Origin of the sequence: Jannaschia donghaensis (genome assembly GCF_001403795.1) — a bacterium.
GTDB classification, from domain to species: Bacteria; Pseudomonadota; Alphaproteobacteria; order Rhodobacterales; family Rhodobacteraceae; genus Jannaschia; species Jannaschia donghaensis.
Genome location: NZ_CXSU01000011.1, coordinates 116,809 through 140,577, shown reverse-complemented (window position 1 = coordinate 140,577; position 23,769 = coordinate 116,809). Strand labels below are relative to the sequence as shown.

Below are 23,769 nucleotides of genomic sequence, written 5' to 3'. Positions count from 1 at the left end.
GACCAAAAGAAGAGGCATCATGTCCAAGCCCTGCATCATCTGCGTCGCGATCACCGGATCGGTGCCGCGCACGTCCGACAACCCGGCGGTGCCCGTCACCGTCGCGCAGCAGATCGAGAGCACTCAGGCCGCGTTCGAAGCCGGGGCCAGCATCTGTCACGCCCATGTCCGCGACGACGACGAAAATCCGACGTCGGATCCGGAGCGGTTCGCGCGGCTGCAGGAAGGGTTGGCGAAGCACTGCCCCGGCATGATCGCGCAGTTTTCCACCGGCGGGCGCTCGGGTGCCGGTCGCGACCGGGGCGGAATGCTATCGCTGCGCCCCGACATGGCGTCCCTGTCTGTGGGGTCGAACAACTTTCCGCTGCGCGTTTATGAAAACCCGCCCGATCTGGTCGATTGGCTGGCGTCCGAAATGCTTGCCTACGACGTGAAACCCGAAATCGAATGTTTCGACCTGTCCCATATTCATCAGGCGGCGAAGATGCAGGCGGACGGGCGACTGGCGGCCCCCGCCTATGTGCAGTTCGTGATGGGCGTGAAGAACGCGATGCCGGTCGACCGCCCGACCTTCGATTTCTATGTGGAGACGCTGAAGCGGCTTCTGCCCGGCAGTGAATGGTGCGCCGCCGGGATCGGGGCGGGTCAGGCGACGCTGAACGACTGGGCGATCGCCGCCGGTGGACACGCGCGCACGGGGCTGGAGGATAACATCCGCTGGGACCGGGACACGCTGGCCCCATCGAATGCCGCGTTGGTGCGGCGAACGGTAGAGATCTGTGCCCACCACGCGCGCCCGGTCGCCACGGTGGATCAGGCGCGCGCGATGCTGGGGCTGCGGCCGGCCTAGTCGCCCTCGGGCATCTCACCGGCGCGTTGACGGCGCGACCGCCAGGCCGGCAGCACCACCAGAAGGACCGCGAAAGCCAGCAGGCCCATCGTCATGGGGCGTTCCAGGATGAATCCGATCCCGCCCTCCAACTGCATGGAGCGGCTGAAGTTGTCCTCCAACATCTGGCCCAGGATGAACCCGATCAGAAGCGGGGCCAGCGGATAGTTGGCGAAGCGCAGGATCGTCGCGCAGATGCCAAAGCCAACCAGCATCAGCAGTTCCGTCGCGTTGTTCTGGCCGATGTAGGCCCCCATCAGGGTGAAGAACAGGATGAACGGGATCAGGAAGGTGCGCGGCACGGCCAGCACCTTGGCGATATACGGGATCAGCGGCAAATTCAGGACCAGCAGGACCACGTTGCCGATATACATCGATATTATGACCGACCAGAAGATCTGCGGCTCGTCCACCAGCAACCGCGGACCCGGCGTCACGTTGAGCGCGATGAGCGCACCCAACAGGATCGCCGTCGTGCCCGACCCGGGGATGCCCAGCGTCAGCAGCGGCACGAAGGATCCCGTCGCGGCGGCGTTGTTGGCGGATTCGGGGGCTGCGAGGCCTTTGAGCGACCCCTTGCCGAATTCCTCCTGCTCCGCCTTCGGGGCGATGTTGCGCTCCACTGCGTAGCCCAGGAACGACGCGATGGTCGCGCCTGCGCCGGGCAGGACGCCGATCAGGAACCCCTGGATCGATTGTCGTCCGATGACCGGCGCGATGCTGCGGGCTTCGGCCCGGGTGATGCGCAGGTCCTTGATCTCTCCGCCGCCGTCGTTGTCGGACCGGCGTGGGTCCAGCACCAGGTACATCGCCTCGGGCAGGGCGAACATCGCCATGGCCAGCGTGATGAAGCCGATGCCCGATTGCAGATCCAGTATCCCCATCGTGAAGCGCGGCGCATTGAACAGCGCGCCTTCCCCGACGGTCGACAGGATCAAGCCCAGCAATGTCATCAAAAGGGCCTTGCCGACGTTGCCCGACCCCGCAAAGGCCGCGATGGCCGACAGGCCCACGACCATCAGCGCGAAATATTCCGCCGAATGGAACAGCAGCGCCACGGAGGCCAGCGACGGCGCAAAGATCATCAGAAGGACGGCGCCGATGGTACCGCCACAGAACGACGCGATGGCGGCCACCGTCAGCGCCTTGCCGGCCTTGCCCTGCCGGGCGAGGGGATAGCCGTCGAAACTGGTGGCGACCGTCGAGGCGACCCCCGGTGCGTTGATCAGGATCGAGGATGTGGAGCCGCCGAAGATCGCGCCGTAATACACACCCGCCAGCAGGATCAGCGCCGCCGACGGATCGCCGATGGAAATTGCGACCGGGATCATGATCGCGATGATCGACATCGGACCAAGGCCCGGCAACATGCCGATGAACGTTCCGATCAGGCAGCCGCCGATCACCATCAGTAGATTACCCGGCGAGATGGCCGTGTTCAGGCCCATCAGGATGCCTTCGAGCATGGCTCAGACCCCCATGAAGAAGGGCAGGGGCCGCAGGAAGATGCCCAGCACCTCCTGAACCAGATACCAGATGCCGCCCGCCGCAAGGAGCGAGACCGGGATCATCAGGTGCCACCGCCGCTCCCCCAGAAGAAACGAGCCGGCCACCAGGAAGACGACCGTGGAGACCAGGAACCCTGCGCTGCGAAGTGTGAGCGCGTAGAGCACCATGAGGGCGAGGAAGAAGACGGCCTGCCCGACCTTGTAGTCGCCCAGACGGCGGTAATCGACGTCGCCTTCGCCGGGGTTGTATTCGGATTTCTCCAACCCCAGCAAGATCGACAGGGCCACAAGGATCGTCAGCACCGACAAAACCTTGGGGAAGGTCGAGGGCCAGACGGGATTGCGCTGCATGAACGGGGGCAGCGAGGCATCCATCGTGAAGAAGGCGGCATAGCCGTAAACCAGAGCGACGAGCAGAACGGTCAGCGCGATCCAGCGATCCAGCGCCATGGCGTATCCTCCGATGGGGGCGGAACGGCCCGCCCCTTCAAGGGACGGGCCGATTGTCTTGGGCGTCAGAGGAAGCCTAGTTCCTTCATCAAGTCGCCGATCACCTTTTCCTGATTTTCCAGGAAGGTGCGGAACTCCTCGCCGTTGTTGTGGATGTTGACCCAGCCGTTGGCGGCGCGCACGGCTTCCCATTCCGGCGTGTCGTACATCTTGGCCAGCGCCTCCTGATAGGCGGCCAACTGCTCCTCGGGCAGGCCGGGGACGGCGAAGAAACCGCGCCAGTTGACGAACTCCGTGTCGATGCCCTGCTCCATCATCGTGGGCGCGGTGTCGTAGGCCGGCACCCGCTCGGGCGAGGTGACGCCGAGAATGCGGACTTCGCCCGCCTCGGCCAGGCCAATCGCTTCCGACAGGCCGGTCGACAGGGCCTTGATCTCGCCCGACAGAAGGCCGGCCATGGCGGTGCCGCCCGCATCATATGGGATATAGTTGACGGCCAGCGGATCCTGGCCGGCAGCCTTCATCGTCATCGCGACGACCAGATGGTCCAGACCACCGGGGACCGACCCGCCGCCGATGGCGGTGCCCGACGGATCGGCGGTGAACGTCTCGATCAGGCCGGCCATGTCCTGAATGTCGCTGTCCGCGGGGACGACGATGGCGGCATAGTCGCCGATCGTGCCGGCGACCAGCGTCAGGTCGCTGAAATTGTAAGGAAACTCGCCGGTCAAAGACCGGATCACGATGGGCGTCGAATTGACCATCAGGGTGCCCTGCTGGCTGTCGGCGTTTTCGATCATGTAACCGATCGCCACGCCGCCGCCGCCGCCCGACATGTTCTCATAGGACGCCTGCCCGATCAGGCCCGCTTCGGTCAGGGCCTGCCCGGTGCCGCGTGCGGTTCCATCCCAGCCGCCGCCGGCACCGCCGGGGATCAGGAAGTGGATGCTGTCGACGACCTGGTGCCCATCGGCCAGCGCCGGCGCGCCCAGTGACAGGGTTGCGGCCACACCGGCCATCAGGACGCGGCGCGTCATTGCGAAATTCATTGTGTCTTCCTCCCATACGACAGGATCGGGCGTTGCCGATCGTCGGGGTCGATATTGCCGGGGATGTCGGGTGCTGTCACGGCAATTCGCAAACACTTCAGGCCGCTTTGCGGTCGCCACGCCCGCCCGGGTCCGTCAGCAGACCGGCTGGGCAGGGTCCAACGCTGCGCGCCGCTGGATCGATGATCCGGGGCGAACCGCTTCGGTCGAATGGGGGAATGGTGGAGCCTAGCGGGGTCGAACCGCTGACCTCCTGCATGCCATGCAGGCGCTCTACCAACTGAGCTAAGGCCCCTTACCGGCCTGCGATCTAAGGCAGGCCCATGGGCGGCGCAAGCGGAAATATCGCCTGCATCGCCCGATCGCACGGACGGATCAATCGTCGTCGCTGTCTTCCGAGCTGACGTCCGCGATCTCGTCGAGAGAGACGGTATCTTCGTCGTCGTCCAGAACGTCTTCGGCTGCATCGTCGTCGTCGTCGTCGTCATCTTCCAGATCGACGTCATCGTCGTCCAACAGCAGATCGTCCTCGACCTTCTCGTCGTCTTTCTTGGCGTCCACGTCGTCCTTGTCGGCGACCAGGATGCGGGTCTTGCCGCCGGTTTCGACGTTCACGACCTCGCCCGTGTACGGGCTGACAACGGGGGAGCGGTTCAAATCGTAGAAGCGCTTGCCGGTCGTCGGGCAGACCCGCTTGACGCCCCATTCTTCCTTGGGCATGTCGGTTCCTTCATCTCGTCCGGCCAGAAGTGGCCCGGGTGCAGGGAATTGGGGTCGGATGCCACAGGCGACAAGGGGTGACAAGCCCCCGTCTGCGAGGGGGAAAGAGCATGGAAGACCGTCTTCCCGTTCCCGGTGCCCCCGGTTTGGAGGTGATCGTCAAACGCTCCGCCCGCGCGCGGCGCATGTCGCTGAAGGTCGGGCGATCGGACGGCCGCGTGTCGCTGTCGATGCCCCCCCGCATGGCCCTGTCGGAAGCAACGGCCTTCATCGCGCAGCAGGCCGGGTGGATCGCCCGGCATGTCGCGGCCGCCCCCGCGCCGCGGGTCGTCGCCGTGGGGGCGACACTGCCCCTGATGGGACGCGCCGTGCCGGTCGTCGTAGGGGGCGGCCGGTCGGCGCGGTTCACCGGCGATACGATCGCGGTCGCCGACGATGCGCGCGCCGGGCCACGGATCAAGGCGCTGTTGCAGACGATGGCGCGCACGCATCTGGCCGAGGCCGTCGACCGCCACGCTGAAGCCCTGGGCCGACAACCCACGAAGATGACGTTGCGCGACACCCGATCCCGATGGGGGTCGTGTTCGTCGCGCGGGGAATTGATGTTCAGTTGGCGGCTGATCATGGCACCGTCCGAGGTGCTGGATTATGTCGCCGCACACGAGGTCGCGCATCTGGCGCATATGGACCATTCCAGCCGGTTCTGGTCACAGGTGGAGGCGCTGATGCCCGACTTCGCGCCCCGGCGTGCCTGGCTCAAACGCGAAGGGGCGGCACTTCATGCGGTGGATTTCACCACGAACTAGGGGCAAGGTCGCGCCATGATGCTCAACCCTCTTCCCGACGGCACGGCGGCGGCGCACGAACGGCTCTATCGGTCGCTTCGCAGTCGGATCATGCACGGCGAGTTGGAGCCGGGCCAGCCGCTGACCCTGCGCGGGGTCGGCCGCGACTACGGCGTCAGCATGACCCCGGTGCGCGAAGCCCTGCGCCGCCTGGTGGCCGAAGGCGCGCTGTCTCTGTCTGCGTCGGGTCGGATCACGACGCCCGCCCTGTCGAATGACCGGATCGAGGAATTGGGGGCGCTGCGATCCCTGCTGGAGCCGGAATTGGCGCTGCGGGCGCTGCCGCGTGCGCATCTGGCCCTGATCGACCGGATGGAGGCGATCAACGTGTCCATCGCCGAACAGATCGCCAAGCAGGACGCGTCGGGCTACATCCGCACGAACCTGGAATTTCACCGGACGCTTTACCTGCGCGCGCAGGCCCCGGCGATCCTGGCAATGGTGGAGACGGTCTGGTTGCAACTGGGTCCGACGATGCGGGCGCTTTACGGTCGGCTCAACCGGACGGAGCTGCCCAAGAACCACCGCCTGATCGTCGCGGCCCTGCGGGCGGGGGACGAACCGGGCCTGCGACTTGCCGTGCGCGCCGACGTCACGCAGGGGCTGCGTTTGCTGGCCGGTTAGGTCGCGATCAAATGGGCAAGGTGGCGCAGGTCCTTGTCCTTGAGCCCAAGGCCACGCGCCACCGTCCGCAGGAATGACCGGTCCGACCGGGTCAGAGGCCCGTCCGTCAGAAGCACCGAAAGCGTCGAATTGAAGATCACCATCCGCTCCGGCTGTGTCAGGCCGTCGCGCATCCAGCGAAAGTTGGACGGGAAAATGATCCTGTCTGTCCGCAGCGCGATCTCCCGCAGATGATCCTTGCTGAAATCCATGTCGGTCGTGTCGCGGGCGATTTCCAGCGCGCGGCTCAGACGTTGTTCGTTGATCCCACGTCCCTTCCAGACGGCATGGGCCATCGCATCCACGACGCGGAACCGCGGTCCATTGCTGAGCCCGGCGATGCCGACGCGCACCTTGCGCCGCGCCAGGCGTGCACGGTGAATCAGCAGCAGGACGACCGCGATGATCGCCAGACATCCAGCCAGCCAAGGAAGGATTTCGACCCCGGGCAGCAGACGTTGCAGCGGCAGGGTCAGCGGCCCCAGAAATGTCGTCGACGTCTCATGATCCTTCGCGTGGACCGCGACCGGCCAAGACAAGGCCAATGCGGCCACGGGCCGCAATACGACAGTTTTCATCAACGAACACATCCAGACGGGTAACAACAAAACGACTGGAAACCTTCGACCATCAGAAAGCGGCAGGACTGGGAAGGACCTGCCGCCAGATTGTGACCTTTGCGCGAATGGCTGGGTCCAGATCATTATGTTCAGGCGTGAATCGCCCCGTCGCCGCAGGCCAGCGCGGCCTCTCGCATGGCTTCGGAATAGGTCGGATGCGCGTGACAGGTGCGGGCCAGATCCTCGGCTGCCGCGCCGAATTCCATCGCCACGCAAACCTCGTGGATCAGGTCGCCGGCCATGGGCCCGATGACGTGGCACCCCAGAATCCGGTCTGTCTTGGCATCCGCCAGCATCTTGACGAAACCGTCGCCGGCGAAGTTCGCCTTGGCGCGCCCGTTGCCCATGAACGAAAACTTGCCAACCTTGTAGTCGCGGCCCTCCTCCTTCAGCTGTTCCTCGGTCATGCCGACGGAGGCCACTTCGGGGTGGGTGTAGATCACGCCGGGAATCACGTCGTAATTCACGTGCCCATGCTGACCGGCCAGCATCTCCGCGATGGCCATGCCCTCGTCCTCGGCCTTATGGGCCAGCATCGGACCTTCGATCACGTCGCCGATGGCATAGATACCCTCCACGCTGGTGGCATAGCTGTCATCGACGGCGATCTGCCCCCGCTTGGTCAACTTCACGCCAAGGGTGTCCAGCCCCAGCCCCTCAACGAAAGGTTTGCGCCCCGTGGCGACCAAAACCGTATCGACCTTGAGCTCATGCGTGCTGTCGTCCTTGCGTAGCGCATAGGTGACGGTCGCCTTGCCGCCCTTCGCCTCCACCTTGGATACGGCGGCGCCGGTGATGAATTTCAGGCCCTGCTTCTGCAGAAGCTTCTGGAATTGCTTGGCGACTTCCGCGTCCTGACCCGGCGTGACTGCATCCAGGTATTCGACGACGGTCACTTCCGTGCCAAGGCGCGCATAGACCGACCCCAGCTCCAACCCGATGACGCCACCGCCGACGACGACCATGTCCTTGGGGATGCTCGCCAGTTCCAACGCGCCGGTGGAGGTGACGATGGTCTTCTCGTCGATCGTGACCTCCGCGCCCGGCACGTTCGCGCTCTCGGAGCCGGATGCGATGATGACGTGCTTGGCTTCGTGGACGTCGTCGCCGACCTTCACGCGGCCGGCCTCGGGGATCGACCCCCAGCCCTTGAGCCAGTCGATCTTGTTCTTCTTGAACAGAAATTCGATGCCCTTGGTGTTCTGCGCGATGACCTCGTCCTTATAGGACAGCATCTGCTTCCAATCGACGGAGGGCGATTTGCCCTTCAGGCCCATCTTGGCGAAGTTGTGTTCCGCTTCGTGCAGGGAATGGGTCGCGTGCAGCATGGCCTTCGACGGGATGCAGCCGACGTTCAGGCAGGTCCCGCCCAGCGTGTCACGCCCCTCGACCACGGCCGTTTTCAGACCCAGCTGCGCGCAGCGGATGGCGCAGACATAGCCGCCGGGGCCGCTGCCGATAATGATGACGTCATATTGGGACATGGGGCCTCCGGGGCACGGGTGACGAACGGGTGATCCACGGGTGATCTGCGTCGGACGTGGATCGGATCAGACGAGGGTGGAGATAACCATTGCAACGGTCGCCGTGAACCCCGCCATCCAGATGAATGACCGACCCGGCCGCCATCCAAGCACATAGGCAGGAACGTAAACGACACGCGCCACCAGATAGATCCAGCCGCACCAGGCGGTGAACACGGTGGCCTGGCCCGAGAGCGTGACGAGGGCGACGGCGGCGGTGAAGAGGATCAACCCTTCGAAATGGTTGTTCAGCGCGCGTTGCAGGCGACCCGCGCGAACCGACAGATTGCGGCTCGGCTCCCGGTCGCGGGCCGACATGGTGTAGCCCGGTCCGACGTCGAGATTGGCCTGCACGGCATAGACGATGAATTGCGCCGTCTGGAGCAGGATCGCGAGGGCGAGGACGGTGAGTTCGGGGGTCATTTCATGCGCCTGATGAGGAGGTAGGTGGTGAAGGCCGAGATCGCCGCATAGGCGGCGGCGAGATACCACAGGACCGGATCAGGTCCGCGCCAGGCCTGAAGGACGAGGACGAGGATGACGGCGATGGCGACGCGGATGATCCAGAAGGCGATGGCGCGGCGGGTTGGGGTCACGGGGCTCGGGTCCATGTCAGGCGGTTTTCATGAAGCGCCCGTTGACGGGGCCGTTGGTCTGGTCTTCGCGGTCGAGCCAATCCTGCGCCTTCTTGCGGTCGTTGATCTCGAAGAGCGCGGTGACGCCGGTGCCCTCGGCATCTCGCCATAGCTGGAGCAGGGTTAGACCCGCGTTCATGCGCATCTCGGTGCTGGCGTCGAAGTCCTGTTTCCAGGTGTCGTAAGAGGTGGGGGAGTGGTGGGTGAGGAGGTTCATGGGGTTGGGTCCGGTTCTGTGGGCGCAGGGTGGGTGAGAACCCACCACTCTGGTGGGGCGATAGATAGTGGCCTTTCGCCCGCCCTACTTTGCTTATGCGGGCCCTGAGCCTTTCTGATGCACTTTTGCAAGTTCAAGTGCATCGTTTACTCTGGAGCGTTCGGCGAGAGAGACACCACATCGTCTGTAATAGGCAAAAGCACTTTCAAGGCTATCTCCACGATCACCGCGTCCCAATTTCTTGTCCTCACTTTTGAGAATCCAGGCTACGCAGTATTTTTGTTTTACAATTTCCGCCAAAGACCGAGCTCTATCAGTCTCGTGCAGGAGCTTTTCGACGTCTTGTCTGAACATGTGGCCGGTATAAACATGTTCCAAATGGAACGTTCCTTTTGCCCGGCCATTATCAAATCTAGGCTGATCGCCCCAACCCATATCTCGCATGTCGCAGTTCAATCCTTTTTTCTCAAATTCTACTAGTGCTGCTTCGGAAGCTATCACACGAGCCAAGGGTCCAAGGTAGTCAAACAAGCCATAGAAAGACTGCCTATATAAGTACCAGCAATGACGATCCTTGCGCCACTTTTCTCGACAGCAGATATCCGCCAACGACAGAACAAAATCGCAGTAGTCCACCAAAGAAACGTTCCTTGGAGTTCCTCTGTTAATTTCGGTCATGTCACAGATCCATCAACAACCGACGAGGATCCTCCAGCGCTTCCTTCACCCGCACGAGGAACGTCACCGCGCCCTTCCCATCGACGATCCGGTGGTCGTAGCTCAGGGCCAGATACATCATCGGGCGGATGACGATCTCGCCGCCGACGACCATCGCGCGGTCCTGGATCTTGTGCATGCCCAAAATGCCCGACTGCGGCGGGTTCAGGATGGGGGACGACATCAGCGAGCCGTAGACGCCGCCATTGGAGATGGTGAAGGTGCCGCCCTGCATTTCCGCCATGGAGAGTTTGCCGTCGCGGGCCTTGGCCCCCATTTCGGCGATGGCCTTCTCGATCTCGGCGAAACCCATCTGATCGGCGTCGCGGATGACGGGCACGACGAGGCCCTGGGGCGTGCCGGCGGCGATGCCCATGTGGACGAAGTGCTTGTAGACGACGTCGGTGCCGTCGATCTCGGCATTCACCTCGGGCACCTCGCGCAGGGCGTGGACGCAGGCCTTGGTGAAGAAGGACATGAAGCCCAGCTTTACGCCGTGTTTCTTCAGGAACAGGTCCTTGTATTCGCTCCGCAGGTCCATGACCGCCTTCATGTCCACCTCGTTATAGGTGGTGAGCATGGCGGCGGTGTTCTGGCTGTCCTTCAGACGCTTGGCGATGGTCTGGCGCAGGCGGGTCATCTTCACCCGCTCCTCCCGGCCCTCGTCCCCGGCGGCGACGGGTGCGCGGGCGGCGGGCGCGGCGGGTGTGGGTTTCGCGGCCCCGGCGGCCTTCATCACGTCTTCCTTCATCACGCGACCGTCGCGGCCCGTGCCGGTGACCTGATCCGATGTCAGACCCTTCTCGGCCATGGCTTTCTTGGCGGACGGCGCGTCTTCCACGTCGCCCTTGGCGGCGGACACGTTGGCCTTTGCCTGTTCGATTTCGGCTTTCCCGGCGTCCGCGGCGGGTTCGGGGTTCATGGCGGCGGGCTTGGCCGCGCCGCCCTCACCGGTCGACATCACGGCCAGCTTGCCGCCGGCGGCGACGGTCTCGCCCTCGGCCGCGACGATCTCGGTCAGGGTGCCGGCCGCGGGCGCGGGCACTTCGACCGAAACCTTGTCGGTCTCCAACTCGCACAGCATTTCGTCGGCCTCCACGCTGTCGCCAACGGCCTTGAACCAGGTGGCGACGGTGGCCTCCGAAACGGATTCCCCCAAGGCGGGGACCATGACGTCCATTGCCGCGCCGTCGTCTGCCTGCTCGGTCATTTCAGCCTTGGCCTGCCCCGGCGCGTTGTCGGCCGACTGGTCGTCTTTCGCCTTGGGCGCGGGTGCCGCGCCCTCTCCTTCCGTGATCGTGGCCAGCAGGGCGTCGACGCCCACGGTCTCGCCTTCGTTCGCGACAATCTCGCCCAGGGTGCCGGCGGCGGGGCTGGGCACTTCGACGGTGACCTTGTCGGTCTCCAACTCGCACAGCATTTCGTCGGCTTCCACGGCGTCGCCGGGCTGCTTGAACCAGGTGGCGACGGTGGCTTCGGTGACGGACTCGCCCAGGGTTGGGACTTTGACTTCGATGGACATGGGACTGTTACTCCGTGCGCAGCGCGTCATCGACGAGCGCGGCTTGTTGGGCTTTGTGTTGGCTGGCCAGACCCGTCGCGGGCGAGGCGGAGGCGGCACGACCGGCATAGACCGGCCGCGTATGGGCGGCACCGATGCGGGTCAGCACCCATTCGATGTTCGGCTCCACGAAGGTCCAGGCCCCCTGGTTCTTGGGCTCTTCCTGACACCAGACGATTTCGGCCTGCTTGAAACGTTGCAGTTCGTTGACCATCGACAGGGCGGGGAACGGATAAAACTGCTCCAGCCGCAGGATATAGACATCCGTCAGGCCGCGTTCGTCCCGCTCCTCCAGCAGATCGTAGTAGACCTTGCCCGAACACACGACCACGCGCTTGATCGATGCGTCGTCCACCAGCTTTGTGTCGGAATTGCCGTGTTGTGCATCGTCCCACAGAACGCGGTGGAAACTGGACCCGGTGGTGAATTCCTCTTTGGTCGACACCGCCATCTTGTGACGAAGCAGCGACTTGGGCGTCATCAGGATCAGCGGCTTGCGGAAGTCGCGGTGCAGCTGTCGGCGCAGGATGTGGAAGTAGTTGGCGGGCGTGGTGCAATTTGCGACGATCCAATTGTCGGAGCCGCACATCTGCAGAAACCGCTCCAGCCGCGCCGATGAATGTTCCGGTCCCTGACCTTCGTACCCGTGCGGCAGCAGGCAAACCAATCCGCTCATCCGCAGCCATTTGGCCTCCCCGGAGGAGATGAACTGGTCGAACATGATCTGCGCGCCGTTGGCGAAATCGCCGAACTGCGCTTCCCACATGGTCAAGGCGTTGGGTTCGGCCAGCGAATAGCCGTATTCGAAACCTAGCACCGCGTATTCGGACAATGCGCTGTCGATCGCTTCGTAATGCGACTGTCCCTCGCGGATATGGTTGAGGGGGTAGTAGCGGTCCTCGTTCTCTTGATTGATCAGGGCCGAATGCCGCTGGGAGAATGTTCCCCGCGTGCTGTCCTGTCCGGCCAGACGCACCTTGTAGCCTTCGGTCAACAGGGATCCGAAAGCCATCGCCTCGGCGGTGGCCCAGTCGAAGCCGGTGCCGCTCTCGAACATCTGTGCCTTGGCGTCCATCAGGCGGCCGATGGTCTTGTGCAGTGGAAAGTCCTTGGGGGCCGTCGTCAGGGCGCGTCCGACCGCGTCGTAGGTTTCGGGCGCGATGGCCGTCTCCCCACGGACGTAGTCTTCTTCCTTGCGGCGATCCAAATGCGACCAGCGCCCGTCCAGCCAGTCGGCCTTGTTGGGTTTGTAGTCTTTGCCAGCCTCGAATTCCTGCGCCATGCGGTCCTGGAAGGCGGTCTTCATGTCCTCGATCTCGCCCTCTGGGATCAGGCCATCGCGCACCAGGCGTTCGGTATAGAGGGTCAGGGTCGTCTTCTGACCCTTGATCTTCTTATACATGACCGGGTTCGTGAACATGGGCTCGTCGCCCTCGTTATGGCCGAACCGGCGATAGCAGAAGATGTCCAGAACGACGTCCTTGCCGAACTTCTGCCGGAACTCCGTCGCGACCCGGGCCGCGTGAACGACGGCTTCGGGGTCGTCGCCGTTGACGTGGAAGATCGGCGCTTCGACCACCAGCGCGTTGTCGGTCGGATAGGGGCTGGAGCGTGAAAAATGCGGCGCGGTCGTGAACCCGATCTGGTTGTTGACGACGATATGGATCGTGCCGCCCGTCCGGTGCCCGCGCACGCCCGACAGGGCGAAACATTCGGCCACCACGCCCTGGCCGGCGAAGGCAGCATCCCCGTGCAGCAGGACGCCGGCCACCTTGCGCCGTTCGGTGTCGCCCAGCTGATCCTGCTTGGCGCGGACCTTGCCCAGCACCACGGGGTTCACCGCCTCCAGGTGGGAGGGGTTCGCGGTCAGCGACAGGTGGACGGTGTTGCCGTCGAAGTCGCGGTCGGAACTGGCCCCGAGGTGGTATTTCACGTCGCCCGAGCCATCGACATCCTCGGGCTTGAAACTACCGCCCTGAAACTCGTTGAAGATCGCCTTGTAGGGTTTTTGCATCACGTTGGCCAAGACACTCAGCCGGCCGCGGTGGGGCATGCCGATGACGACGTCCGACAGGCCCAGCTGACCGCCGCGCTTGATGATCTGTTCCATCGCGGGGATCAGCGCTTCGCCACCGTCCAGACCGAAGCGCTTGGTGCCCATGTACTTGACGTGCAGGTATTTCTCGAACCCTTCCGCCTCGACCAACTTGTTGAGAATGGCGCGGCGGCCGTTCTGCGTGAACTCGATCTCCTTTCCAAGACCCTCGATCCGCTCCTTGAGCCAGGCCGATTCCTCGGGGTTGGAAATGTGCATGTACTGCAGCGCGAAGGTGCCGCAATACGTCCGCTTCAGAATCGAGACGATCTGCTTGAGCGTCGCGATCTCCAGTCCCAGGACGTTGTCGATGAAGATCGGACGATCCATGTCGGCGTCCGAGAACCCGTAGGACTTCGGATCCAGCTCAGGATGGGGCGTCTCGGCGCGCATCCCCAGCGGGTCCAGATCCGCCGCCAGGTGGCCCCGGATGCGATAGGCGCGGATCAACATCAGCGCCCGGATACTGTCGAGGACGGCGCGTTTGATCGCGTCATCATCCGGGGCGGACCCGATCTCGGCCGCCTTCGTCCTGATCTTGTCACCGGCCGCCTTGGCCTCTTTGGGGTCGACGGGGGCTGCGGGCCATTCGCCCGTCAGCGCCGCCGTCAGGTCGTCTGCCGGAACGGGCGGCCAGTCGGTGCGCGCCCAGCTGGGACCAGCGGCTTCCGCCTGCGCGGTGCCCGCATCGTCGTCGAGGGCTGCGAAGAATTGCTTCCACGTCTCATCCACGGCACCGGGATCGTCGGCATACCGCGCGTACATCTGTTCGAGATATTCGGCGTTGTGCCCCTGCATGAAGCTGGTGGAATGAAAGATGTCGTTGTCGGATTGATCGGTCATTTTGGGACCTCGGGGGTTCGGATGCGGGAAGGGAGGAATGGATTGCAACGGGTGCCGGGCGGCCGGGCGACGCGGCCCGGCGGGGGCCTTCGCAGGGGCGGAACGCGCGTCATCTCAGCACCTTCGGCACGGGAAACACCTGCGTCGTGATGATCGCGTCCAGATGTGTCGGTGCCTCCGCGCCCGGTGGCGGGACGTTCCGCGTCAGCACGACGGAGGTATAGGGCAAGGCCCCGTCGTCTTCGGGCAAGAAGGCCAGGCTGCGCAGGTCGTCGACCGTCGCCTCCTCCGCCAGAAGCCGCGCGACGTCGTCCAGTTCGGGTGCCCCGAACAGACAGGTGGTCCGATGGATGCGGCCGGCGGTTTCATCGGTGATCTGTTCGCCCATCAGCAGCAGGACGGCATCGCCGCGCTCGTACAAGGTTCGGTTCGCGCTGGCGTCCTCGATCCAGACCAGCGTGTCGTCGCGGTGGTCCCAGCGTTCGGCCCAGCCGATTGTTCCCGTCTTACCCTGGATCTCATCGTGGTCATGGTCACCGTGATCATCGTCCAGTTGCAACGCGGCCAGCATCGCGTGCGACAGGTCGCGTTGGGCCGCTGGGCGGTCGAGGGGCCGCACCGGGCTCCAGCCCGCCGAGGCGAGCGCGGCGACATAGGGCGCGACGGCGACATGCTGTTCCAGGCAGGCCGTAATTTCGGGTCCCATGGCGGGCAGGTCGACCGCCCCCGCCTGCGTCGCCATCACCGAAAAAAGGGCCGTGCGGATCATTGCGCCGCCTCCGGCGTGACCGACAGCAGCGTGGCGATCCCCGCCCGCGTGGCCGGCGTGTCGATGCCGGGGGCGGGCCGCGTCAGGTAGAGCCGCAGCGTCTCGTCCGACCCCGGGGTGTTCTGCGTCAGGACCAGAACCTGTTCATCGCCCGGGGCCGGGGGATCGGTGGCCTGTGTCAGAAGTTGCACGAAAAGGTCGTCCATTCGCGTGCCATCCGCAAAGGCCATCCAGCACCGCAATTGCGCGACACCGTCCGCGTTCGCACCACCCGCGACCATCAGGGCCTGACCTCCGTCCGGTGTCGTAAAGACCAGTTGGCTGACCCCCAGGTCGGCCCAGACGGCACGGCCCCGTTCAAGTCTGGCATCGCGCGGTCCGTCCCGCCCGGAGACGAGGGAGACGAACGCGTCGTTGAGCAATTCCAGCTGCCCAGCCCGCGCATTCGCCGGAACGAAGACCCAGCCAAGGTCCTGCAGGTCCGTGCGGTAGCGGGCCGCATCGAGATGCCCCTCCCCGCAGGGGGCCAGCGCGGGGGGCAGGCCGTAGCCTTGGGCCGCGACAGGCCCGGTTAAGCACACAAGAAGGGCGACCAAACGGATCATCGCGCGTCCTCCGCTCCATAGATGAGATACGTGTCGACAAGCTGCGCCGTTTTGACGTCGCGCCCTGTCGCCCGTGCCAGCGCGGCCCGGTCCAGTGCGACCGTCAGGATCTGTCCGTGATCGACCTGTTCCATTGCGTGACGGGCGAAGGGATCCGATCCGGGCGTGTCGGGGCCGTCCAGCGCAATCCGGCATTGCAATTCGAACCGGCCCGGCACAGGCGCGCGCCAGAACAGGATCATCGCGCCTTCGTGCCGCGTCAAGAACCGGGTCTTGCTGGTGGGAATGTCACGCTTGCGGGCCAGACCCTTGATGGTACGGCTTTGCAGATCGACGATCGACGCCAGCGCCTCGCCGCCGGTGTCGCCTGTCGTATAATGCGCGACATAGAGCCAGACGAGCCGGTCCGCGACGTCCTGCGGCAGGGTGCTGTCGGGAAGGGCGGTCCAGCCTTGGGTGGCGAGCGCGGCCAGGGTAGTGTCGGTATCGGCAGCGGGGGTCAGACAGGCGGTGGGTGCCTCTTGGCTATGCGCAAGGCTTGGCCAAACGGAACTCATCAAAGCTGCCGCCAAGGCTGCGTGAACCGTCGTGGAGAATGGGTGACAAAGCATCATCGATCCCGTGCCTTCAGACTGGCTTGGGGTGTTACCGTGATGGAGACGGGTTTGAGCATACCTACATACAGGTCGACTTCTTCCGGATCGTCGTCGTTCGATACGATAGCTTTCCTGACATCCTCTTGAAACGCTTCAAAGTCCTCAAAAATCCCGATTTTATGGCCGCCGCGATCATCAATTCTCATGCCCTGCCAAAGGTCCGCAGTCGATTGAGTGATCTGGGCCCGCAAGCCTGCTGCGTGGGTGGCACGACTGATCCACGCCGGTCCAGCCATCGTGCAATTGGGTCTGGCTTCCTCGATCCCCAAAACGGCGAGGGAAGCGTCACCGTAGGCCATCCCGATCTGGTTCTTGCCCAGCGACGAGTTTCCCAGGATTGAGGCGGCCATGAACGCGCCATTGCCGACGGTATAGTTCAGATCGTCGGCGCGGAAGTTATGGACGATGACGCCCGCCATCAAAGTTTGAAAAATGGGGGGCGGCGTTTCGCTTTCCTCATCCTCTTCGATGGTCCGCCAGCCCAAATTTTCGAAGGCCTCGACCGCCAGAGGGATCGTATTGGGCAGGGCGAAACAGAGATCGATCGTGGCTGTCATCAAAGCCTGCTCCGCCTCCGTGGGGCGATGCTCATCTGTCTGACCAGACGCTGCCGCAGACAGGCAAACCCCGGCGATGGTAATCGCCAGGGTTCTGAGACACCCGAGAGAGGAGCGTCCCGATGCCATCTCATCCGATCGCTTCCTTCACAGCCTCGCCCAGCGTGGCGGGGCTGTCGGCGACGACGATGCCGGCTTCCTTCATCGCTTCGATCTTGCTCTCCGCGTCGCCCTTGCCGCCCGCGACGATGGCGCCCGCGTGGCCCATGCGGCGGCCCGGAGGGGCGGTGCGCCCGGCGATGAAGCCGGCGGTGGGTTTCCAACGTCCGGCCTTCTTCTCGTCCGCGAGGAATTGCGCGGCTTCTTCTTCCGCCGTGCCGCCGATTTCGCCGATCATGATGATCGAATGCGTTTCCGGATCGGCCAGGAACATCTCCAACACGTCGATGTGTTCAGTGCCCTTGATCGGGTCGCCGCCGATGCCGACGGCCGTGGACTGGCCCAGCCCCATGTCGGTCGTCTGCTTGACCGCCTCGTAGGTCAGGGTACCCGAGCGGGATACGACGCCGACCGACCCGCGCTTGTGGATGTGACCGGGCATGATGCCGATCTTGCAGGCGTCCGGCGTGATGACACCCGGGCAGTTCGGACCGATGAGCCGCGTCTTGGACCCGTCGAGCGCGCGCTTGACCTTCATCATGTCGAGGACCGGGATGCCTTCGGTGATGCAGATGACCAGCTCGATCTCGGCGTCGATGGCCTCCAGGATGGAATCGGCGGCGAAGGGCGGCGGCACGTAGATGACGGAGGCGTTGGCCCCGGTGGCATGCACCGCTTCGTGACAGCTGTCGAAGACGGGAAGATCCAGGTGCGTCTGACCACCCTTGCCGGGCGTGACGCCCCCGACCATCTGCGTGCCGTAGGCAATCGCCTGTTCGGTATGGAACGTCCCCTGGGAGCCGGTGAGCCCCTGGCAGATGACCTTGGTGTGTTTGTCGATGAGAATGGCCATCGGGCCCTCCTTGGTCTTGGATTTCTGGCCCCGAAGGACCGGTGTGGGTGTGGGCCGCTAACGGGCCTGGGCGTGAACGATGAGAATGACGGGATGGTCGAAGGCGGTGCCCTGCCCGGTTTCTGGATTCGTGAAAGTGGTGCGCGCGACCGGCAACGTCACGGCGAGGTTGTCGAAGAAGAAGCCGACGCCGCCGTCGACATTGGTGCCCGCCCCCAAGGGTGCCAGCAAAGTATCGCTGCCGTCGATCAACCGCGGGGCCAGGATTTCGCCTGCCAGACGGTTCGCGCGGTCGGTCCCCACCGCAGGCGAGCCGACGGAACACCCGCTGCCCGCGATGCTGCGCCGCTGGCCCTGATCGTCGGTGAAGGTCTGATCGGGGGCGGGGCCGATGCGAATGAAGGTCAGCGTGCCGGGGTTGGCATAGACGATGGAATTGCCATCACGCTCACGCACCGGGAAGTTCAGCGCGCGGGCGGCGCGGTCCTGCGTGCCGCGGGTGCGGTTGTTGAGGCAGACGGCCTCGGCGGCGAAGCGCATCCGCTGCGCGGCGATGTCGCCGACGCCACTGCCGAATCCGTTGGTGCCGGTCTGCACGCAGCCCGCGAGGGCGAGAAGAAGGACCAAAGGGCGGATCATCGGCTAGCCTCGCTTGCTTGCGGGGTCAGCCGCTCGACCGACAGAAAGGTCTCGACCCCGTTCGGGCCGGGACGGGTGCCGGTGTGGACGACGGCGATGCGGGTCGGATTGAGCGCGCGTGCGGCCAGCAGGGTCGTGCCGGGCAGGGCCGCGTTCGCGTGGGTCGCGGGTACGGGGGTGCCGGCGGTGATACCTTCGGCTTGCAGAGCGCTTGTCGCGACTTCGGCGGCGGCGTCGCCATGGCGTCCATCGAACGTCACTTCGCATCGCCGGTCGGTACCGGGGGTGATGGCCGTGCCGGGCGTTGGGGCGACGTCGGAAAATGGGTTGAGGTCGTAGAAATCGACCCGCGCGCCGGTGCTGGCGATCTCGGACTTAACGCGGGCAGGCGTGAGGTAGGGCGAGAAGCAGTGGCCGGCGAAGGCTCCCAACATTTCGTTGCGCGCTGGATTTGCGTGAGCGTGACCGAGACTTATCGCCAGCACCGCGCAGGAATATACGCCAGATGTCAGTCTCATTGGCCGCTCCCGACCGAGGGACAGGTCTGCCGACCGTGGAGAACCGATATCGTCGTGAAACGGAAATCGTTGGTTGCCGCAAGTGACTCGTTCACACGATCGAGAACAGCTCTGCCGGGAGGCGTGACCGTAACGCGGATTGGCTGACCGGCGTATGTCGTTAACCCGCTGAGATAGGTATTATTCCCCTCGCTCGTGACCTCCAAGTTCAATGACTTGTCGAAGAGCGGGCTATTTTCCAGCACGCTTGCCACGGCGGGGCTGTTCTGCGTGTCGAACCCGACGGCGCATTCACTCACCACCGGGGTGCGTGCGTTTTGTCGCGGCCCGCAAATGAACTGAACATCCATATCCAGATCGTCGGCCGCATAGGCCGTTATCTGTCCGGATCTTCTGAGGGCATAGCCGCGCGGATCCTGGGCGATAAGATCATGGATCTGTGAACGATTGCTAGCGGCATTCGAGATGTCTTGAAGGCAGAGGTCCTCAAAAATTGCTACGCCGACACTTGGAGAAACGTTCTCGCGCGTCATGCCACCTGTCGGTTCACAACCGGCAAGACCGACGATCGCGAGCAACGCGCAAGGCATTCCCCGGAGCGGACCCATTACCCCTTGACCGCCTTCACGATCTTCTGTGCGCCGTCCTTCAGGTCATCGGCGGCGATCACGTCGAGGCCCGACTCATTGATGATCTTCTTGCCCTGTTCCACGTTCGTGCCTTCCAGCCGCACGACCAGCGGCACCTTGAGCCCGACCTGCTTGACGGCCGCCACCACGCCCTCGGCGATGACGTCGCAGCGCATGATGCCGCCGAAGATGTTGACCAGGATGCCTTTGACCTGCGGGTCAGACGTGATTATCTTGAACGCCTCGGTCACCTTTTCCTCGGTGGCGCCGCCGCCGACGTCGAGGAAGTTTGCCGGTTCGGCCCCATAGAGTTTGATGATGTCCATCGTTGCCATGGCCAGACCCGCGCCGTTGACCATGCAGCCGATTTCACCGTCCAGCGCGATATAGTTCAGGTCGAACTTGGAGGCGGCGAGTTCCTTGGGGTCCTCCTCCGTCTCGTCGCGCAACTCGGCGATGTCTTTCTGGCGGTAGAGCGCGTTGCCATCGAAGCTGACCTTGGCGTCCAACACCTTGAGATCGCCGCCGTCGGTCACGATCAGCGGGTTGATCTCCAGCATCTCCATGTCCTTCTCCTCGAAGGCCTTGTAGAGTTGCCCCATCAGTTTGACGCACTGCTTGACCTGCCCCCCTTTCAGCCCCAGCGAGAACGCGACGCGGCGGCCGTGGAAGGGCTGATAGCCGGTGGCGGGATCGACGGAGAAGCTGATGATCTTCTCGGGGGTGCTGGCGGCCACCTCCTCGATGTCCATGCCGCCTTCGGTCGAGCAGACGAAGCCGATGCGGCTGGTCGACCGGTCGACCAGAAGGGCGAGATACAGCTCCGTCTCGATGCCCGAGCCGTCTTCGATGTAGATGCGGTTGACCTGCTTGCCGGCGGGGCCGGTCTGATGCGTGACCAGCGTGTTGCCCAGCATCTGCGATGCGTGATCGGCCGCTTCCTGAACCGATTTGGCAAGGCGGACGCCACCGGCGTCACCGGCCTCGGCTTCCTTGAACTTACCCTTGCCGCGCCCGCCTGCATGGATCTGCGCCTTCACGACCCAGAGTGGCCCGTCCAGCTGACTGGCGGCGGTCTTGGCGTCTGCCGCCTTGGTAACGGCCACCCCGTCGGAAACGGGTGCGCCGAAATCGCGCAGCAAGGCCTTGGCCTGGTATTCGTGGATGTTCATGGGACGCGCCCCCGCTTGGTCAAAGGTTCCACGATCCTTGACACGCGATTCGCCTATTTGAAACCGAATTGCCGGTGATTGAAGGCAATTCTCCGGGAATAGCCGTTTTTGTGATCACAGCAACGCAAGCTGTGATCACAAAGAGGAAGCGTGGCCGAAGATATCATGTGTGGATCGGTGTCGGCCAGACTGTTAGCTTGCGGAAAACAAAAAGCGCTGGGCAGATCGATGAACCACTCACAACCGCGTGAAATACCTTCGCGGGTTGCCCGCGGAGAGATTGCAGCCGTGCCGCTGGGCGCGCGGATCTGCAGCGATGAAGATCTGCCCTATGGCGAGACATTCCTGCGTCAGTTCGTGATAGATACCCGGCCGGTCGCCGTGCCGTCCAACTGGCGCCACGCCACGCTGGGGGCGCGGACTCTTTGGCATTGTCCCGAGCTGCCCTTGATGCGGCTGGTGGACGACGCCGGCGAAGTTGTCGGTCTTGTCCTTGGTATCGCATTGATTGCAGGCGCCGGCATGGTGGCCGACGGCACAAGAGTGCCCTGCACCCCAGACGCATTGGAGCGCTGGATAGAGAATGTCGCTGGCCGCTACATCGTGCTGACCGACAATCGGCTATACGTCGATCCATCGTGCAGTTTGACACCTTTCTTCGATCCGACGACCGGTCGGATCGCCGCGTCGGTTCCGCTTGCGATTGACCGCCCGCTGGCTGACTCGCCGGACCTGCCTCTGTCTCTCTTCCGGGCGGAGCGGGGGCGATACTATTTTTTCGGCGACACCGTCGACGCGACCGTGCAGCGGATGATGGCAAACCATTATCTCGACCTTTCGCAATATCGCCAGGTCCGACACTGGCCCCGCGACGATACGGATTTCACGCAACCTGCGTCCCATTCCGATCAGGTCGATGCGATCTGCGATCGCCTGACACAGGTTTTGGAGGTGTTGATCGGATCGAACCGATGCGCCCTTCCGATCACGGGCGGTCAGGACAGCCGATTCCTTCTGGGCTGTTGTCATCATCGCCTGTCGGATCTGGCATCGCTCTATTGCTGGGTCCGCAACGAGGCGACCTTCGTCGATGCCCTGTTGGCCGAGACGATTGCGGAGCGGTTGCAGCATCCCCTGCTGACCATCTCCTGCGCCGGGCCAACGGCGGAGGCGATCGGCGACGCAGACGTTGAGCGGATCGCGCGGATGATCGACCTGCGCTCCAGTTTCCAATATGCGCCGGACGCACGGTCGATCCGGGCGCACCAGATGGCACCGCCGGGCGATCTGATCCTGCGCGGCGGGCTGATCGAATTGATGCGCGCGAACAAGTGGCGGGTGGCCTGGGGGACGCAGGTGACACCCGAACTGGGCCTGCGCGCGCTCAGCATGCCCACACTGCAACCGGACGATTTCAAGGCACGGTCAGAGCCACGATATGGCGCATGGCTGGATGGTCTGCCTGAAGCGGCCAAGACCCGGGCGGCGGATCTTGGGCATTGCGAGATCTGGATGCCGACAACGCAGAGCATGATTTCCGCCGGATACGCGAACCGTACGATCGTCTATGGGGCCAATGATCGCGAACTTCTGCGCATGATCATGTGCATGACCTATCCTGTCCGCCGCGGAAACCGGCCACAGCGGCAGATGGAGCGGTGGCGGCTTCCGATGCTGCAGGGTGTGCCGTACCGCGACCGGACACTCTCGAAGGCGGTGCACGGCTCGGGCCTGTTCGAAAAGCTTGGCCGCGCAACGGGCTAGGGCGCGCGCTACCGCGCGCCCGGTTTGGTTCAGGTCAGCGAGGGGTCGATGGCTTTGCAGGCATCGACGAGGCCCTTCACCGCTTCGACCGATTTGTCGAACATCGCCTGTTCGTCGCGGGTCATCTTGATATCGACCACCCGTTCGATCCCGCTGGCACCGATGACGGTCGGCACACCCACGTACATGCCGTTCAGGCCGAGCGCGCCGTCGACCCAGGCCGCGCAGGGCAGCAGACGCTTCTGATCTTTGAGATAGGATTCCGCCATCTCGATCGCCGAGGACGCGGGGGCATAGAAGGCCGACCCGGTCTTGAGCAGGCCAACGATCTCCGCGCCGCCGTCGCGGGTGCGCTGCACGATCGCGTCCAACTTCTCCTGGCTGGTCCAGCCCATGTCGACCAGATCGGGCAGGGGGATGCCACCGACGGTGGAATAGCGCACCAATGGCACCATGGTGTCACCGTGGCCGCCCAAGACGAAAGCCGTGACGTCCCGCATGGAGACGTCGAATTCCTCGGCCAGGAAGTGCCGGAACCGGCCCGAATCGAGCACGCCGGCCATGCCCACGACCTTTTCGTGCGGCAGTCCGGAAAATTCGCGCAGGGCCCAGACCATCGCATCCAGCGGATTGGTGATGCAGATGACGAAGGCATCGGGGGCACTGTCGCGGATACCCTCGCCGACGGCCTTCATAACCTTCAGGTTGATGCCGAGCAGGTCGTCCCGGCTCATGCCCGGTTTGCGCGGGACCCCGGCGGTGACGATGCAGACATCGGCACCCGCGATATCAGCGTAATCGTTGGTGCCCTTGAGCTTGGCGTCGAACTTCTCGACCGGGCCGGATTCGGCGATGTCGAGCGCCTTGCCCTGCGGCGTGCCTTCGCTGATGTCGAAGAGGACGACGTCCCCCAGTTCTTTGAGCGCGACGAGGTGGGCGAGCGTGCCGCCGATCTGTCCGGCGCCGATGAGGGCGATCTTGGGTCGGGCCATGTTTGTCTCCGATATGACGGCTGAAGTCCGGCGGAGGGGTATCGGATCGACCGCGCGGTGCGCAAGTCCTCGTGCAATGTCGTGATTGCGCGCGGCCGGGGGCGACGAAAACGGGGCGCGC

Annotated in this window: 26 protein-coding genes and 1 tRNA gene; 4 read left to right on the top strand and 23 right to left on the bottom strand. The window is 64.0% G+C overall.

Going from position 1 to position 23,769, the window contains the following annotated elements:
* Nucleotides 1-19: 19 nt before the first annotated feature.
* A complete protein-coding gene (locus JDO7802_RS05130; RefSeq protein ID WP_055083337.1) occupies nucleotides 20-850 on the top strand; it encodes a 3-oxoadipate:acetyl-CoA acetyltransferase in 831 nt (276 codons plus the stop codon).
* Here the strand turns inward: JDO7802_RS05130 and JDO7802_RS05125 are convergent.
* The 5 genes from JDO7802_RS05125 to JDO7802_RS05105 all read right to left on the bottom strand — a co-directional run bounded on the left by JDO7802_RS05125 (nucleotide 847) and on the right by JDO7802_RS05105 (nucleotide 4,616).
* Nucleotides 847-2,355: a tripartite tricarboxylate transporter permease gene (locus tag JDO7802_RS05125; RefSeq protein WP_055083334.1), complete on the bottom strand. Its 1,509-nt coding sequence runs from the start codon at nucleotides 2,353-2,355 to the stop codon at nucleotides 847-849. The genes JDO7802_RS05130 and JDO7802_RS05125 overlap by 4 nt on opposite strands.
* A gap of 3 nt (nucleotides 2,356-2,358) precedes the next feature.
* Complete coding sequence (locus JDO7802_RS05120; RefSeq protein WP_055083332.1) at nucleotides 2,359-2,847, bottom strand: tripartite tricarboxylate transporter TctB family protein; 489 nt, start codon at nucleotides 2,845-2,847, stop codon at nucleotides 2,359-2,361.
* 65 nt (nucleotides 2,848-2,912) lie between these two features.
* Entirely contained in the window at nucleotides 2,913-3,896 is a 984-nt protein-coding gene (locus tag JDO7802_RS05115; RefSeq protein WP_055083330.1) for a Bug family tripartite tricarboxylate transporter substrate binding protein, read from the bottom strand.
* A gap of 219 nt (nucleotides 3,897-4,115) precedes the next feature.
* A tRNA-Ala gene (locus tag JDO7802_RS05110) sits at nucleotides 4,116-4,191 on the bottom strand.
* A gap of 80 nt (nucleotides 4,192-4,271) precedes the next feature.
* Nucleotides 4,272-4,616 (bottom strand): TIGR02300 family protein, encoded by a 345-nt coding sequence (locus JDO7802_RS05105; RefSeq protein WP_055083328.1) that lies wholly within the window; start codon nucleotides 4,614-4,616, stop codon nucleotides 4,272-4,274.
* A gap of 110 nt (nucleotides 4,617-4,726) precedes the next feature.
* Here JDO7802_RS05105 and JDO7802_RS05100 point away from each other — a divergent pair, with 110 nt between their 5' ends.
* Nucleotides 4,727-5,422: a M48 family metallopeptidase gene (locus tag JDO7802_RS05100; RefSeq protein WP_055083326.1), complete on the top strand. Its 696-nt coding sequence runs from the start codon at nucleotides 4,727-4,729 to the stop codon at nucleotides 5,420-5,422.
* A gap of 15 nt (nucleotides 5,423-5,437) precedes the next feature.
* Nucleotides 5,438-6,085, top strand: coding sequence for a GntR family transcriptional regulator (locus tag JDO7802_RS05095; RefSeq protein WP_055083324.1), 648 nt, complete (start codon nucleotides 5,438-5,440; stop codon nucleotides 6,083-6,085).
* Here JDO7802_RS05095 and JDO7802_RS05090 read toward each other — a convergent pair.
* From JDO7802_RS05090 to sucC, 17 genes are all read right to left on the bottom strand, one after another.
* A complete protein-coding gene (locus JDO7802_RS05090; protein WP_144430533.1) occupies nucleotides 6,082-6,702 on the bottom strand; it encodes a hypothetical protein in 621 nt (206 codons plus the stop codon). The two genes, JDO7802_RS05095 and JDO7802_RS05090, sit on opposite strands and share 4 nt — an antisense overlap.
* Nucleotides 6,703-6,833: 131 nt before the next feature.
* A complete protein-coding gene (lpdA, locus tag JDO7802_RS05085; protein WP_055083320.1) occupies nucleotides 6,834-8,228 on the bottom strand; it encodes a dihydrolipoyl dehydrogenase in 1,395 nt (464 codons plus the stop codon).
* Nucleotides 8,229-8,294: 66 nt separating this feature from the next.
* Complete coding sequence (locus tag JDO7802_RS05080; protein ID WP_055083318.1) at nucleotides 8,295-8,690, bottom strand: MAPEG family protein; 396 nt, start codon at nucleotides 8,688-8,690, stop codon at nucleotides 8,295-8,297.
* A complete protein-coding gene (locus JDO7802_RS05075; protein WP_055083316.1) occupies nucleotides 8,687-8,878 on the bottom strand; it encodes a hypothetical protein in 192 nt (63 codons plus the stop codon). Before JDO7802_RS05075 ends, JDO7802_RS05080 begins: the two co-directional genes overlap by 4 nt.
* 1 nt (nucleotide 8,879) lies before the next feature.
* Nucleotides 8,880-9,119, bottom strand: coding sequence for a DUF3303 family protein (locus tag JDO7802_RS05070; protein WP_055083314.1), 240 nt, complete (start codon nucleotides 9,117-9,119; stop codon nucleotides 8,880-8,882).
* A 93-nt stretch (nucleotides 9,120-9,212) separates the two neighbouring features.
* Complete coding sequence (locus tag JDO7802_RS17915) at nucleotides 9,213-9,797, bottom strand: hypothetical protein (protein WP_144430532.1); 585 nt, start codon at nucleotides 9,795-9,797, stop codon at nucleotides 9,213-9,215.
* 1 nt (nucleotide 9,798) lies between these two features.
* The gene (gene odhB / locus JDO7802_RS05060; RefSeq protein ID WP_055083311.1) at nucleotides 9,799-11,358 is read right to left on the bottom strand and encodes a 2-oxoglutarate dehydrogenase complex dihydrolipoyllysine-residue succinyltransferase; all 1,560 of its coding nucleotides are present in this window, start codon (nucleotides 11,356-11,358) and stop codon (nucleotides 9,799-9,801) included.
* Nucleotides 11,359-11,365: 7 nt separating this feature from the next.
* A complete protein-coding gene (locus JDO7802_RS05055; protein WP_055083309.1) occupies nucleotides 11,366-14,335 on the bottom strand; it encodes a 2-oxoglutarate dehydrogenase E1 component in 2,970 nt (989 codons plus the stop codon).
* A 109-nt stretch (nucleotides 14,336-14,444) separates the two neighbouring features.
* Nucleotides 14,445-15,104, bottom strand: a complete 660-nt coding sequence (locus JDO7802_RS05050; RefSeq protein WP_055083306.1) for a hypothetical protein — start codon at nucleotides 15,102-15,104, stop codon at nucleotides 14,445-14,447.
* A complete protein-coding gene (locus JDO7802_RS05045; protein WP_055083304.1) occupies nucleotides 15,101-15,709 on the bottom strand; it encodes a hypothetical protein in 609 nt (202 codons plus the stop codon). Before JDO7802_RS05045 ends, JDO7802_RS05050 begins: the two co-directional genes overlap by 4 nt.
* On the bottom strand, nucleotides 15,706-16,266 hold the full coding sequence (locus JDO7802_RS05040; RefSeq protein ID WP_055083302.1) for a hypothetical protein: 561 nt from the start codon (nucleotides 16,264-16,266) through the stop codon (nucleotides 15,706-15,708). The genes JDO7802_RS05045 and JDO7802_RS05040 overlap by 4 nt, the downstream gene beginning before the upstream one ends.
* 53 nt (nucleotides 16,267-16,319) lie before the next feature.
* Complete coding sequence (locus JDO7802_RS05035; protein ID WP_144430531.1) at nucleotides 16,320-16,922, bottom strand: hypothetical protein; 603 nt, start codon at nucleotides 16,920-16,922, stop codon at nucleotides 16,320-16,322.
* Nucleotides 16,923-17,052: 130 nt separating this feature from the next.
* Entirely contained in the window at nucleotides 17,053-17,934 is an 882-nt protein-coding gene (gene sucD / locus JDO7802_RS05030; protein WP_055083298.1) for a succinate--CoA ligase subunit alpha, read from the bottom strand.
* A 57-nt stretch (nucleotides 17,935-17,991) separates the two neighbouring features.
* Nucleotides 17,992-18,573 carry a hypothetical protein gene (locus tag JDO7802_RS05025; protein WP_055083296.1) on the bottom strand — a complete coding sequence of 194 codons (582 nt, stop codon included), beginning with the start codon at nucleotides 18,571-18,573 and terminating at the stop codon, nucleotides 17,992-17,994.
* Nucleotides 18,570-19,007 carry a hypothetical protein gene (locus JDO7802_RS05020; protein ID WP_055083294.1) on the bottom strand — a complete coding sequence of 146 codons (438 nt, stop codon included), beginning with the start codon at nucleotides 19,005-19,007 and terminating at the stop codon, nucleotides 18,570-18,572. Before JDO7802_RS05020 ends, JDO7802_RS05025 begins: the two co-directional genes overlap by 4 nt.
* Before the next feature lie 80 nt (nucleotides 19,008-19,087).
* Nucleotides 19,088-19,624 carry a hypothetical protein gene (locus tag JDO7802_RS05015; RefSeq protein ID WP_055083292.1) on the bottom strand — a complete coding sequence of 179 codons (537 nt, stop codon included), beginning with the start codon at nucleotides 19,622-19,624 and terminating at the stop codon, nucleotides 19,088-19,090.
* 74 nt (nucleotides 19,625-19,698) lie between these two features.
* The gene (gene sucC, locus JDO7802_RS05010; RefSeq protein WP_055083290.1) at nucleotides 19,699-20,892 is read right to left on the bottom strand and encodes an ADP-forming succinate--CoA ligase subunit beta; all 1,194 of its coding nucleotides are present in this window, start codon (nucleotides 20,890-20,892) and stop codon (nucleotides 19,699-19,701) included.
* 228 nt (nucleotides 20,893-21,120) lie between these two features.
* Here sucC and JDO7802_RS05005 point away from each other — a divergent pair, with 228 nt between their 5' ends.
* Nucleotides 21,121-22,656, top strand: a complete 1,536-nt coding sequence (locus tag JDO7802_RS05005) for a hypothetical protein (RefSeq protein ID WP_144430530.1) — start codon at nucleotides 21,121-21,123, stop codon at nucleotides 22,654-22,656.
* Nucleotides 22,657-22,685: 29 nt separating this feature from the next.
* On the opposite strand, the gene mdh is transcribed toward JDO7802_RS05005, so the two are convergent.
* The gene (gene mdh, locus JDO7802_RS05000; RefSeq protein ID WP_055083286.1) at nucleotides 22,686-23,648 is read right to left on the bottom strand and encodes a malate dehydrogenase; all 963 of its coding nucleotides are present in this window, start codon (nucleotides 23,646-23,648) and stop codon (nucleotides 22,686-22,688) included.
* Between the last annotated feature and the right edge of the window lie 121 nt (nucleotides 23,649-23,769).

Excerpts from the sequence above, each read along its gene's own strand:
- JDO7802_RS05015 (WP_055083292.1), bottom strand. The coding sequence starts at position 19,624 with ATGACGCGCGAGAACGTTTCTCCAAGTGTCGGCGTAGCAATTTTTGAG.
- sucD (WP_055083298.1), bottom strand. The coding sequence starts at position 17,934 with ATGGCCATTCTCATCGACAAACACACCAAGGTCATCTGCCAGGGGCTC.
- JDO7802_RS05100 (WP_055083326.1), top strand. The coding sequence starts at position 4,727 with ATGGAAGACCGTCTTCCCGTTCCCGGTGCCCCCGGTTTGGAGGTGATC.
- JDO7802_RS05040 (WP_055083302.1), bottom strand. The coding sequence starts at position 16,266 with ATGAGTTCCGTTTGGCCAAGCCTTGCGCATAGCCAAGAGGCACCCACC.
- JDO7802_RS05055 (WP_055083309.1), bottom strand. The coding sequence starts at position 14,335 with ATGACCGATCAATCCGACAACGACATCTTTCATTCCACCAGCTTCATG.
- JDO7802_RS05075 (WP_055083316.1), bottom strand. The coding sequence starts at position 8,878 with ATGGACCCGAGCCCCGTGACCCCAACCCGCCGCGCCATCGCCTTCTGG.
- JDO7802_RS05045 (WP_055083304.1), bottom strand. The coding sequence starts at position 15,709 with ATGATCCGTTTGGTCGCCCTTCTTGTGTGCTTAACCGGGCCTGTCGCG.
- JDO7802_RS05090 (WP_144430533.1), bottom strand. The coding sequence starts at position 6,702 with ATGAAAACTGTCGTATTGCGGCCCGTGGCCGCATTGGCCTTGTCTTGG.
- JDO7802_RS05130 (WP_055083337.1), top strand. The coding sequence starts at position 20 with ATGTCCAAGCCCTGCATCATCTGCGTCGCGATCACCGGATCGGTGCCG.
- JDO7802_RS05070 (WP_055083314.1), bottom strand. The coding sequence starts at position 9,119 with ATGAACCTCCTCACCCACCACTCCCCCACCTCTTACGACACCTGGAAA.
- JDO7802_RS05115 (WP_055083330.1), bottom strand. The coding sequence starts at position 3,896 with ATGAATTTCGCAATGACGCGCCGCGTCCTGATGGCCGGTGTGGCCGCA.
- mdh (WP_055083286.1), bottom strand. The coding sequence starts at position 23,648 with ATGGCCCGACCCAAGATCGCCCTCATCGGCGCCGGACAGATCGGCGGC.
- JDO7802_RS05050 (WP_055083306.1), bottom strand. The coding sequence starts at position 15,104 with ATGATCCGCACGGCCCTTTTTTCGGTGATGGCGACGCAGGCGGGGGCG.
- JDO7802_RS05120 (WP_055083332.1), bottom strand. The coding sequence starts at position 2,847 with ATGGCGCTGGATCGCTGGATCGCGCTGACCGTTCTGCTCGTCGCTCTG.
- JDO7802_RS05020 (WP_055083294.1), bottom strand. The coding sequence starts at position 19,007 with ATGTTGGGAGCCTTCGCCGGCCACTGCTTCTCGCCCTACCTCACGCCT.
- JDO7802_RS05005 (WP_144430530.1), top strand. The coding sequence starts at position 21,121 with ATGAACCACTCACAACCGCGTGAAATACCTTCGCGGGTTGCCCGCGGA.
- JDO7802_RS05125 (WP_055083334.1), bottom strand. The coding sequence starts at position 2,355 with ATGCTCGAAGGCATCCTGATGGGCCTGAACACGGCCATCTCGCCGGGT.
- JDO7802_RS05035 (WP_144430531.1), bottom strand. The coding sequence starts at position 16,922 with ATGACAGCCACGATCGATCTCTGTTTCGCCCTGCCCAATACGATCCCT.
- sucC (WP_055083290.1), bottom strand. The coding sequence starts at position 20,892 with ATGAACATCCACGAATACCAGGCCAAGGCCTTGCTGCGCGATTTCGGC.
- JDO7802_RS17915 (WP_144430532.1), bottom strand. The coding sequence starts at position 9,797 with ATGACCGAAATTAACAGAGGAACTCCAAGGAACGTTTCTTTGGTGGAC.
- JDO7802_RS05105 (WP_055083328.1), bottom strand. The coding sequence starts at position 4,616 with ATGCCCAAGGAAGAATGGGGCGTCAAGCGGGTCTGCCCGACGACCGGC.
- JDO7802_RS05080 (WP_055083318.1), bottom strand. The coding sequence starts at position 8,690 with ATGACCCCCGAACTCACCGTCCTCGCCCTCGCGATCCTGCTCCAGACG.
- JDO7802_RS05095 (WP_055083324.1), top strand. The coding sequence starts at position 5,438 with ATGATGCTCAACCCTCTTCCCGACGGCACGGCGGCGGCGCACGAACGG.
- JDO7802_RS05025 (WP_055083296.1), bottom strand. The coding sequence starts at position 18,573 with ATGATCCGCCCTTTGGTCCTTCTTCTCGCCCTCGCGGGCTGCGTGCAG.
- lpdA (WP_055083320.1), bottom strand. The coding sequence starts at position 8,228 with ATGTCCCAATATGACGTCATCATTATCGGCAGCGGCCCCGGCGGCTAT.
- odhB (WP_055083311.1), bottom strand. The coding sequence starts at position 11,358 with ATGTCCATCGAAGTCAAAGTCCCAACCCTGGGCGAGTCCGTCACCGAA.